Annotated in this window: 11 protein-coding genes; 2 read left to right on the plus strand and 9 right to left on the minus strand. The window is 48.0% G+C overall.

Features of this window, described 5'->3' with window-relative positions:
* Positions 1–28: 28 nt before the first annotated feature.
* The 4 genes from SFW65_09250 to purC are packed head-to-tail and all read right to left on the minus strand — an operon-like array spanning position 29 to position 2,085.
* On the minus strand, positions 29–619 hold the full coding sequence (locus tag SFW65_09250; GenBank protein MDX1923300.1) for a YceI family protein: 591 nt from the start codon (positions 617–619) through the stop codon (positions 29–31).
* Positions 620–649: 30 nt separating this feature from the next.
* A complete protein-coding gene (locus SFW65_09255; GenBank protein ID MDX1923301.1) occupies positions 650–1,030 on the minus strand; it encodes a hypothetical protein in 381 nt (126 codons plus the stop codon).
* A 19-nt stretch (positions 1,031–1,049) separates the two neighbouring features.
* Positions 1,050–1,292, minus strand: a complete 243-nt coding sequence (gene purS, locus SFW65_09260) for a phosphoribosylformylglycinamidine synthase subunit PurS (GenBank protein MDX1923302.1) — start codon at positions 1,290–1,292, stop codon at positions 1,050–1,052.
* Between the two features lie 19 nt (positions 1,293–1,311).
* On the minus strand, positions 1,312–2,085 hold the full coding sequence (purC, locus tag SFW65_09265; GenBank protein MDX1923303.1) for a phosphoribosylaminoimidazolesuccinocarboxamide synthase: 774 nt from the start codon (positions 2,083–2,085) through the stop codon (positions 1,312–1,314).
* A gap of 223 nt (positions 2,086–2,308) precedes the next feature.
* Between purC and SFW65_09270 the strand changes: the two genes are divergently transcribed.
* Complete coding sequence (locus tag SFW65_09270; protein MDX1923304.1) at positions 2,309–2,620, plus strand: DUF1476 domain-containing protein; 312 nt, start codon at positions 2,309–2,311, stop codon at positions 2,618–2,620.
* Between the two features lie 126 nt (positions 2,621–2,746).
* On the plus strand, positions 2,747–5,596 hold the full coding sequence (locus SFW65_09275; protein ID MDX1923305.1) for a S8 family peptidase: 2,850 nt from the start codon (positions 2,747–2,749) through the stop codon (positions 5,594–5,596).
* A 66-nt stretch (positions 5,597–5,662) separates the two neighbouring features.
* Here the strand turns inward: SFW65_09275 and SFW65_09280 are convergent, their stop codons facing one another.
* The 5 genes from SFW65_09280 to SFW65_09300 form a co-directional block, all read right to left on the minus strand.
* Positions 5,663–6,715, minus strand: coding sequence for a hypothetical protein (locus SFW65_09280; protein MDX1923306.1), 1,053 nt, complete (start codon positions 6,713–6,715; stop codon positions 5,663–5,665).
* Between the two features lie 112 nt (positions 6,716–6,827).
* Positions 6,828–8,129, minus strand: coding sequence for a hypothetical protein (locus SFW65_09285; GenBank protein MDX1923307.1), 1,302 nt, complete (start codon positions 8,127–8,129; stop codon positions 6,828–6,830).
* A 9-nt stretch (positions 8,130–8,138) separates the two neighbouring features.
* A complete protein-coding gene (locus SFW65_09290) occupies positions 8,139–8,795 on the minus strand; it encodes a hypothetical protein (protein MDX1923308.1) in 657 nt (218 codons plus the stop codon).
* A 116-nt stretch (positions 8,796–8,911) separates the two neighbouring features.
* Positions 8,912–10,204 (minus strand): adenylosuccinate lyase, encoded by a 1,293-nt coding sequence (gene purB / locus SFW65_09295; GenBank protein MDX1923309.1) that lies wholly within the window; start codon positions 10,202–10,204, stop codon positions 8,912–8,914.
* A 24-nt stretch (positions 10,205–10,228) separates the two neighbouring features.
* A partial coding sequence (locus tag SFW65_09300) for a hypothetical protein (protein ID MDX1923310.1) occupies positions 10,229–10,678 on the minus strand: 450 nt, incomplete at its 5' end.

Genomic DNA, 10,678 nt, shown 5'->3' on the forward strand with positions numbered 1-10,678 from the left:
GTCACCCCCTGCGGGGCCCGCTGATGGCTTATTTTGCAATTATATCAAGCATTAAAATGGCTTCATCGTTAAAGGGGCTGTTCTCCCCGCCGCCAAGTGAAAAATCGCTACGTTTAATCGTGGCATGGATGGAGTAGCCAAGGGTCATGGCGCCATCGTCAAACACATCTCTGGTTTTGGATGTTCGGGCAAATTTATTTAACGTAGCATCAAAACTCACATCCTTGCGGATACCGCGGATAATGAGCTGACCTTTGACCGTTCCTTTTCCATCCGTAAATTTTGCTGGTTCGCTTTGAATGAAGGCAACTTCATCTTCTTTATCAATCGTCAGGGGCTTGCGTTCAAACCATTCCTGATAAAAGGCGGGGGATGACGAAACGAAGCCGCGCATCAATAAGGCAAATTTCAGACTGTCCAGTGTTTTTGTCGCATCGTCATAAAACATGCGTGCAATTCCGTTGGTAAACAGGCTGTAGGTTCTGGCAAAGCTGCTTTCTTCGCAGATAATCATCGCGCTTACCTGACCATCTGGCGCATTAAATACTTTTGCTTCAGCAAAAGATGGTGATGGGATTAAAAGCGGCAGAAGGAATAAAAGCGTGGCCAAAATTCTCATGTGCTTCACGCGCCAACCATTATCGTTATATTATTCCCAAGCTCCAGGAACGAAGGCCCAACCATACGTACGTTGCAGCCACATATCTTGGCGCCATGAAGCCGAGAAAGCGGGTTTATGCAGCCAATACCCAGGCAGCCAGCGGAACCCGCTGCCATCAACATATTCCCAATGGCCATTTCTCCATGTGTACTCATCAGGATTATTGCGTGGGGGATAACCTTTTTCTTCATAGCGGGGCGGGGGTGGTGCGCTTGGCGCCATTTGTTCAAACGCAAAGCTTTCGTATTTTGCCTTTTCAACTTCATTAACCGGGTTTGCATTCGTGCTGGACGAAGCAAAGAGTTCATCTAAATACGCACAGCCCGAAAGGCTCAGCAGTAGTACAAATGCAAGTGCGAGGTTTTTCATGAAAGGCCCTTGGTAGCGATTAATCTTGAAACGTGATTTTATAATTCTCGATAACTTGGTTGGTCAGAAGTTTCTCAGCCATTTGTTTCAAACTGGCCATCGCGTTGTCTTTGTTTGTTTCATTCAATTCGATTTCAATCAGCTTGCCTTGGCGTACTTCTTGAACCTGATTAAATCCCAGATGGTGTAAGGCCTGATTAATTGCTTTGCCCTGCGGATCCAGCACACCATTTTTCAACACAACATCAACACGCGCTTTCATAGTCTAAACTCACTTCTCTCTATTTAACAAAGGGGCTTACATTTTCGGATTCTGTCCCGCTTTCGCTGGATTTCTCGGGCAAGATGCCAAGACGACGCGCGACTTCCTGATAGGCTTCTTCAACCTTGCCTAAATCCCGGCGGAAACGGTCTTTATCAAGTTTTTCATTGGTTTTTACATCCCACAGTCGGCAATTATCCGGGCTGATTTCATCGGCCAGCACAATACGCATTTCATCGCCTTCGAATAAACGGCCAAATTCCAGCTTGAAATCCACCAGTTTAAGGCCGATGCCATAGAACAGACCCGAGAGATAATCGTTGCAACGAATGGACAATGTAACAATTTCCTCAAGTTCCTGAGGAGATGCCCAGCCAAAAGCTGTAATGTGTTCATCCGAAATCATTGGATCGCCCAGTGCGTCATTTTTATAATAAAATTCAACGATGGAGCGGGGCAGCTGTGTGCCTTCTTCAATACCAAAACGCTTGGCAAGCGAGCCAGCCGCAACATTACGGATAACAACTTCAACAGGAATAATCTCAACCTGTTTAACCAGTTGCTCGCGCATATTAAGGCGTTTGATGAAATGGGTTGGAACGCCGATTTCGCCAAGCTTCACCATCAAATATTCGGTAATGCGGTTATTGATAACGCCCTTACCTTCAATTGTACCTTTTTTCAGATTATTAAATGCAGTGGCATCATCTTTAAAATACTGCACAACAGTACCGGGTTCCGGCCCTTCGAATATAACCTTTGCCTTGCCTTCATAAATACGGCGGCGTTTCATCTGGTCAAACCTTTCTAGCGATATTAACTTGTGCCACAATGCTTAATAAAAGCAATAACCATCGTGGGAATCTAGTCACACCTTGAATGCCTTAATATTCAGACTCTGCAATTTTGTGTACTGATTAATTAACAGCGGCCTAAACACATACTATCCTAATTGTCGGGATTCTCATTTTTAAGAATTAACGTAAGCAACATTACAAAGTTTTGGGGAAGATTCAATGACCACATTCGACGACCGTCAGAAAGCCTTTGAAGAAAAATTTGCGCATGATGAGGAATTAAGATTTAAGGCAAATGTTAAAGCAGCAAAATTGCTTGGTGAATGGGCCGCACAAGAAATCGGATTATCGAAGGAAGTTTATGTAAACGAACTCGTTAACATGGTCACATCAGGCAAGGATGAAGAAGAATTGCTTGATAAAGTGCACAAAGATGCCGTTAACAAAGGTAAGCAACTTTCAAAAGATGCGCTGTCAGAAAAGTTTTCTTCACTCCAGAATCAAGCCAGAGACTACGTAACTAACCATTAACACTTTGTGATTTAGCTTTTCATCCACAGCTTATTTCGTTGATTCCGAAAGTAATTCCTCTATTGTAATGAAACTGCCTTTTGGGAACAATGCGGTGCTGCTTCTAACATATATAAGAAGGTAATCATGATGCGTAATAAAAATTTAATAGCTTTTCTAGCACTGGCGCTTTGCTTTTTTTCTGCAAATGCAATGGCAGACGGCACAGCCTCTTGCGGTGATATTACGCAAGTCAAATATATGCTTCAAAAATATGCCACAAATGATCCTGGCAATTACTGCATTCGCGCAACGACGCTTGCTGAATCTTATCCATGTATGCGCGAAGAAGTTTTGCGCCAAGCCAATGTGGTTGCACGCCGCCAAGGACTTGCTGAAGTCGTTGTGGGTTGTCCTGTTGCTGCGGTTGCGCCTGTTGTGCAATATGCGCCGCCACCACCACAATATGTTCAGTATCAACCTGTTCAACAAGGTTACATTTATCAACAGCAGGCTGTAATCCCCCAAGCACAAACCTATGAAACAGTTGGCCCGGCCATCGTTCAAGGTTCACGCTACACTGGTGCGCATGCTGGCTTTTTCAGCGGCAGCTCATTGCTATGGGTTGGTTTGGGTCTTCTGGTTGCAGGCGGTACAGCCGCAGCGCTCATCACGGGCGGCGGCAGTAGCACAGATACCACCACGACAACAACTGTCACTGAATTCATCACCGATGAATACAGAGCCCAATACAGTTTAACCACCATGGACGCAGCAGCTGCTTACCAACGCGGGTACACTGGATCTGGCATTCGTGTTGCTGTTCTCGATACTGGCCTTGATCTTAGCCATTCTGAATTCCAAGGCCGTTTCGTTTCTGGCGGCGGCTTCGATTTCGTGACGAATTCAGCTGGTCAGGCGACAACGCTTAATTCCCACGGTACGGAAGTTGCTGGTGTGATTGCAGCAAACCGCAATTTTGTCGGTATGCATGGCGTTGCTTATAACTCAACCATCGTTCCATTGCGTGTGTTTGACGCATCTGGCGGCGCGATTGCTTCGTTTGCTTCGGCAATTGATTATGCGCGCACAACCTCTGGCGCTATGATCTTAAACGGCAGCTACGGCCCGGATGATGCATGGCATAACAACTTTGAGCCTCTTGGCTACCAAGGTATTATCACCACCCCAGAAATCGCTGAAGCAGATGCGTACAAAGCATACGTACAAGCTGGCGGTATCCTTGTATTCCCAGCAGGTAACGCATTCGCAATTGCCCCAGGCCTTGCGCGCAATCCAACCGGTCCGGGTTTCTTGCCATTTATCAAACCAGCTAACGCAAATATTGCTGCAAATACAACTGGTGCTTACCGCGATGAAAATGGCAACGTGATGGCATCTGCTGACTATTCGGCTTTACAACCGCAAACGATTGTTGTTGCTGGTGTAGATAGAAACAATACTATCTCTGCATTCTCCAATCGCTGCGGTGTTGCTGCGCAGTGGTGTATGGTTGCTCCTGACGAAAACATTTTTACCACCACAACAGGTGGCGGTTATGCGACGGTTTCAGGAACATCATTTGCTGCACCGCAAGTTTCAGGTGCCCTTGCAATTCTCAAGCAAGAATTCCCTAACCTGACCGCTGCACAGCTCGTTTCCCGCTTGCTCAATACCGCTACCGATCTTGGTACGCCGGGTGTTGACGCAATCTATGGTCACGGGTTGCTTAACCTTGCTGCTGCTTCAAACCCAGTTGGCGTAACCGGCATTTCAACCACTGGCTTGCTTGGCGGTAACTACCACACTGTTGCAGACAGCCATCTGACCTATGGCCGCGCATTTGGTAGCGCGGTTGGCTCTGCATTTAACGGGGTAACCGTGCTTATGCTCGACAGCTATGACGCTGCGTTCAAGATGAGCCTTGGCAATCAGATTATTGCTAACTCTGCTTCATTCAACACACGTCAAGCTGTTTCAAAGTTCAACAATGCTGATGAACGCGAAGAATTGTCCTTTGGCGGTAAGACCAAGGTTGGCTTTATTACTGAAAGCAATCAGGACAACAGCCACTTCCTTGGCGACAAGCCACGTGATGACAATGACAAAACCTCAAGCTTCAAGAGTTTTTCTTTGACGCAAACCATGTCAAGCTCGGAAGAAGGATCTGTTCACTATAAGGATGCAATCGCACTTTCCTTGGGCTTTAGCGAGGCAGACCGCGACCGCGCTGATCGCGCAATCAATAAAGATGCAATGAACAACCCATACGCAGCATTTGCTGGCGATGGCTTTGCGTCCGTGTACAAGACGCAAGCGCTTGGCGGCACCATGAAGATTGCAGGCTTCTATGGTCACAGCGAAAGTGACGAAGAAGCAAACAACTTCGGTACCCAAGCTGAATTGGGCTACAAGCTCGATAAAGATACCGACGCATTCATGTCATTCGGTACCTTGTTTGAAGAAAACCGTGTTCTAGGCAGTAAGGGTACTGGCGCCTTGGCATTTGGCAACGGCACCAGCACCATCTATGTGGGACTGGGCGGTAAGGCTGCTCTGACGAGTGACTTAACCCTGCGTGTCAATGCGTATGGCGGTATGACAAATCCAAGCCTTAACCGTGACAACTCGCTTATTAAGGACTCAAGCGAAATCATCACCTCTGCATTCAATGCTGGTGTTGATAAGATGAGCAGCTTCACCAAAGGCGACGTATTGGGCTTTGGCGTATCACAGCCATTACGTGTTGAAAGTGGCAGCATGCAGTTTGAACTGCCAAGCCAGTTGAACTCGACCTATACCGGTTTGCTGACCCAGCGCTTCACCCAAGACCTTTCCGCGCAAGGCCGCGAAATGGATATGGAAGTGAACTATGCAGTACCAGTAGGCAAGGGTGAATCCTTGGCTGCCGGCACCTTGTACCGTATGGATGCAGGCCATGTATCGGGCCGCAACGACTTCCTGGGCGTCATGCGCTACACGAAGAAGTTCCAGTAAGTATATAAATCATCAAATAAAAAAGGCGGGCAATGTCCCGCCTTTTTTTATGCCTTCAACATATGCCTAGGTATGCCGACGCATAGCCCATGCGGTCGTGCTGGTCGTTACAACCGCTGGCGCTGTTGTATGGGGCAGGGGAACAGTTTGCACCTGTGTGCGCGTGATTGATGCATAACTTGTCTGCTGGACATTCAGTTGTTGCGCCAAATTCGCATAGCGGGGGTTGCCTGTATCAAACATCACCGGATTAAGTTGATAAATATACCCTAGCGTATTTGCCGCAATCGCCTTGTTTTGGGCAAATATCCGCGCTGCGGAGCTTGCAGTATTTTGAATGCCAAGTCCGTTTCCAGTATCTCTACGCGTATCACCGCCCATCATAACCGCAATTCGGGCATTTAAACGCGCACGGAAGGATTCATCACTACCGGCAATGCAGCCCCATGTATTGTGTTCACTATGATGCTCCACAATTCCGGTTTGCGCCGGAACGCCGTAAGTCTGTCTTTGCGTATAATGGATGGATGTCGATTTACCGCCATCAGCAAATTCCCAGCCGCGTGGGTTACGGCTTAATGGGCCAGCGCTGGCTAATCCTGTTTGACCCCAATTCATTTCCGCTGCATCTAATACGCCGCGTGTGCCAAGGGCTGTGCGGCCTTGCTGGGTGCTCATCAGCTTGATAGTGGACATGGCAGCAACCACGCCGTTATTACCGCCGCCGGTCTGCCCGCCCCAAATGCCAAGCAATGAATTGGTGCCATCAGGGTTACGTTTAATCATCGCGCTGATATAAGTCGCATGGGTTGCTTCACGGCTTCCGGAATCTCGTGGAACGATACGGCCTTTTTCATCAATCGTAATGCAGACTTCTGCATGGCCTTTGGATTTCAGAACGGCATCCAATTCCTGCGGCAGGCGCGAGAATAAATTTGCGTATTCGGCAGGGCTGCGTCCATTTGGAAGTCTTGAATTATCAACGAGGCGCGGGTTGGTTGGTAGTGTAGTATTGACTGTAATATAATTCGGCCCGCGATATCCGCCGACCAGAAATTGCGATCGCGGTGCAATGTAATTGCGATACTGGTTCGTTAAACCATCTGTATGGTTGGCCATATAAATGCCAGTTATAAAATTTTTAAAAATATAAAAACTATCTCAAATTTTATACAATTATGGATAAGGAAGATTTAATACTTATGGTTAACAAGCAAATTTATCAGTCGTTTTAATGACATCCGGCGGTGCAGCCTTCTTTGCTTTTTGATTTATCGCAAGCCAGCATCGCGCAACTTTTCTTATCGTAACTACCGGATAATACACCCTCATTGCAGCTTCGGGTTTCGGGAATGCAGCTGTCCCCGCATTGAACATGGGGTGTGGCATAAGCCGTAACGCTTTCTCCTGAATCGATAGCCCCGCCCCAAGGAAGGCCGCAGCTGACAGGATTGCGGTCAGCTGAACAAGACACCGTAAGTCTCGGGGAATGCACGGTTTTACACCGCCATTCATAGGTATCGGCCGTCACGGCCATTTTGCCAACGCGCGTCCAATTTAACGCACATAAATTGAACGGGTGAGGGCGCCTTGAATAGGTGCGGCCTGCGGCTGGGCCGCAACCATCGCCATTCACATAGTTTGCGGAACATGATGCGATAATCCCGTTATTTTCGCCTATACAATCCCAGTTAAAGCGCGTTGCAGATTGGCTTACCTCCGTCGGTGTGCCCATTTCGCATAAGTTACTTAATGGCGGTTCGGCGAATAAACCACCATCTGCCTTGCCGCACAGGCCATCGCGTTGAATGATTGCTTGGCAACTAGTATCTTTGCCGCCATTCAATCCTTTGCATTGCCAATTCCATGTTTCGCTTTGGCTAACGTGGCCAGCGGTTCCTGCGTTGCATAAATTAGATGTCGGCGCAGTTGCAGCAGGTAAGGTAGAAGCTTCGCCGCAAGCGCCGTTGACAGGGCAGGTTCCCGTACTACTGGTCAGTGTCCAGACCCCACATTTTGTCGTCGCAATACAGGTGTAGTTCAAAATCTTGGTGGCCTTGGATGTAAAGGTTACCTGAGCGCCATTACGGCCACGTGGAAAGGTCTGGCCCATGCTGCACGGGTCCGTAATCGTGCCTGCTTCGCACCCATACGTCATGCGTACTTTGTTATGCAGATTTCCATCGCGTTGTGTTGTGTTCTTAAACGCCAACCATTCCTGCGATGTTCGGACGGGGATAAATAATGCCTTGTTATTAGGGTCAAGATTATCGATATAAACGCATTTGTCGAACGTACCATCCGAATAAAACAGGTTGAGCATATCGGTTCCCTTACCGGTACATGACAGCGTCGCATTTTTTCCAGAGATGCCAAGCTCATCCGGATTAAGCCCGTTATTTTTGCATGAGCCTTGCAGCGGTATTTCAGAACCCGATACCAGCGTTGCTTCAGGTGATAATTGTGCATAGGAGTTCGTAGGCACGAATATTGCCGCGCATAACAATACAACCATGGCAACACAATACTTCATTCAGGCTCGCTAGATTGCTTTATTCAATAATCCTGAACGAAAGTCAGTTGAATTGAAATAAGCAGATTGCTTATAGGCGGATGTGGCTCTGCCAATGGCGGTTGGCGGCACTTCATCGCCGTCAGCTTGGGGCGTGGAAAAGCCCTGTTTGGTTAATAATGGTGCGGAAACGCCCACTGCATAGCGCCGACCATCAGGGCCTGTGTTGTAAATCAGGGAGGTGAGGAGCGCATTGCCATCCCCATCGTTTAAAACTGTTGTATCCGACCGCACCGCTTCATTGCGTGCGCGCAGTTGGTCAACTTGTGATTGTTCTAGCCGTGACAATAAATCATCCGGCTTGATGAATTGCGCTGATGTATTTTCCGATTTTGGTTGCGGCTGTTTTTCTGCTTTCGGCTTTGCCTGCGCCTGCTGTTGCTGCAGTTGCGTTACCGCAGCGTCCGACAAAAACGATTTCTTAGGTGTGTTATTGTTGGAGCTATTGGGGAGTTTATAGGCAGGAACTTCTTCTTCTGTACGCACAATATATGCGACTAAATTTTTTCCGTTCTCATCGCGGCCAAGGGGTGTCGTCGCCACAACTTCGCCAGGCTTTAAATCACCTGAATTTGTGACGTTCGGATACAGCAATGGTGAACGTGTTCCAACGGGAAACGTGCTCATTCCATTAGTTTTTAAGCTTTGTGTTACTTAAAAGTTAATAAAAGGATTGTTAATTCTTGTGTTGCCCTAATGCTGCTAACGCGAGAAGCGTGCCAAGTTTTGAGGGGTGACTTTCCCTAGGCAAAAACGCGAGAAAAGATTGTATCAACCTGCGCGGAATAAGCCTTTTCGTCAAACAACGAATCAATCTGCTGCGTAGTTAGCGACATCATGATATCTGCATCTTTCAAGAGAATATCTTTGAGCTGCCCACCATGTTCCCAAATCTGCATGGCGCTTGCCTGAACTTTCTTATACGCATCTTCACGGCTAATACCGGCTTGGGTAAGGGCAAGTAACACGCGCTGCGAGAAATGAATACCGCCAAGGCTATCCAAATTCTTGCGCATGTTCTCTGGGCACACAATCAAATCACGCATCATACCGGTTAACCGGGCAAGGGCGAAATCAAGTGCAATGGTTGCGTCTGGTGCAAACACACGTTCAACAGCGGAATGTGAAATATCACGTTCATGCCATAACGCCACGTTTTCCATTGCCGGATTAACTGCCGCACGCACAATACGTGCAAGTCCTGTAAGGTTTTCCGACAATACCGGGTTTTTCTTATGTGGCATGGCGGATGAACCTTTTTGCCCTTTGGCAAAAAATTCCTGCGCTTCGCGCACTTCGGTGCGTTGCAAATGCCGTACTTCAATGGCCAGATTTTCAATCGAACCAGCAATGACGCCCAAGGTCGCAAAGAACATGGCGTGGCGGTCACGCGGGATGACTTGTGTTGAAACAGGTTCAACCGATAAACCCATTTTTTCAGCCACATATTTTTCTACAAACGGATCAATGGTCGCAAATGTTCCAACGGCGCCAGAAATCGCGCACGTCGCAACATCATTGCGGGCTGCCACAAGGCGTTCGCGGTTGCGCTTAAATGCTGCGTAATGCCCCGCCAGTTTCAAACCGAATGTTGTTGGCTCGGCATGAATGCCGTGGCTGCGGCCAATGGTCATCGTATATTTATGTTCCATCGCACGCTTTTTCAGCGCATCCAGTAAATCATCCAAATCTTTTATCAGCAAATCTGCGGCTTGCTTCAATTGGAACGACAAGGTGGTGTCCAGTACATCGCTGGATGTCATGCCTTGGTGCACAAAGCGCGCATGCTCGCCGATTGATTCAGCTAGATTGGTAAGAAACGCCAACACATCATGCTTGGTTTCTTTCTCAATTTCGTCAATGCGCGCCGCGTTGAATTTACCCTTGGCCCACACTGCTGCGGCTGACTCCTTGGGGATTACACCAAGTTGTGCTTGAGCATCACAGGCATGTGCTTCAATTTCGAACCAAATACGGAACTTGTTATCCGGCTCCCAAATTTGGGTCATTTCCGGACGGGAATATCGTGGTATCATGGCTTATCTCAAGGGTAGCTTACATTAAGGGTAACGCTGACGGGTTTCCGCTGGTGATGTACCGCCATCGCCAAAGGTCTCATCCATTGGCCCTTTATACGGATATTCGTCTGGATAGCTAGGGAGATTATCAATGGTAACGGCACATTGTACGCCGCCAGGGGTATTTAACCGGCCGCTGCACGCCGAAGGCTCCCAGCCGCGCCAACGCATACATTCAATTAAAACGCCATTCGGTGATGTGGAGCAGCCTATCGCTCCGTCAACGCGCATAGCGGATGTTTCCGCAAGGCGGCCTTGGTCGGGAACCAAGGTTGCCATTTCCTGATGCGGCACGGTAATAGGGTAATTTGCGCATTTGCATTGCGCCAAATCGTAATTCAGTTTTTGCGCAGCCTGTCCACTTGCTAGAAAAACATTGGGATTACTGATAGGGCGCCAGAAATTCAAAACCGCAGGTTGTGGGGGTGGTTT

The organism is Alphaproteobacteria bacterium (assembly GCA_033762625.1).
GTDB lineage: Bacteria > Pseudomonadota > Alphaproteobacteria > UBA9219 > RGZA01 > RGZA01.

Excerpts from the sequence above, each read along its gene's own strand:
- SFW65_09275 (MDX1923305.1), top strand. The coding sequence starts at position 2,747 with ATGATGCGTAATAAAAATTTAATAGCTTTTCTAGCACTGGCGCTTTGC.
- purB (MDX1923309.1), bottom strand. The coding sequence starts at position 10,204 with ATGATACCACGATATTCCCGTCCGGAAATGACCCAAATTTGGGAGCCG.
- SFW65_09255 (MDX1923301.1), bottom strand. The coding sequence starts at position 1,030 with ATGAAAAACCTCGCACTTGCATTTGTACTACTGCTGAGCCTTTCGGGC.
- SFW65_09250 (MDX1923300.1), bottom strand. The coding sequence starts at position 619 with ATGAGAATTTTGGCCACGCTTTTATTCCTTCTGCCGCTTTTAATCCCA.
- SFW65_09290 (MDX1923308.1), bottom strand. The coding sequence starts at position 8,795 with ATGAGCACGTTTCCCGTTGGAACACGTTCACCATTGCTGTATCCGAAC.
- SFW65_09285 (MDX1923307.1), bottom strand. The coding sequence starts at position 8,129 with ATGAAGTATTGTGTTGCCATGGTTGTATTGTTATGCGCGGCAATATTC.
- SFW65_09270 (MDX1923304.1), top strand. The coding sequence starts at position 2,309 with ATGACCACATTCGACGACCGTCAGAAAGCCTTTGAAGAAAAATTTGCG.
- SFW65_09280 (MDX1923306.1), bottom strand. The coding sequence starts at position 6,715 with ATGGCCAACCATACAGATGGTTTAACGAACCAGTATCGCAATTACATT.
- purS (MDX1923302.1), bottom strand. The coding sequence starts at position 1,292 with ATGAAAGCGCGTGTTGATGTTGTGTTGAAAAATGGTGTGCTGGATCCG.
- purC (MDX1923303.1), bottom strand. The coding sequence starts at position 2,085 with ATGAAACGCCGCCGTATTTATGAAGGCAAGGCAAAGGTTATATTCGAA.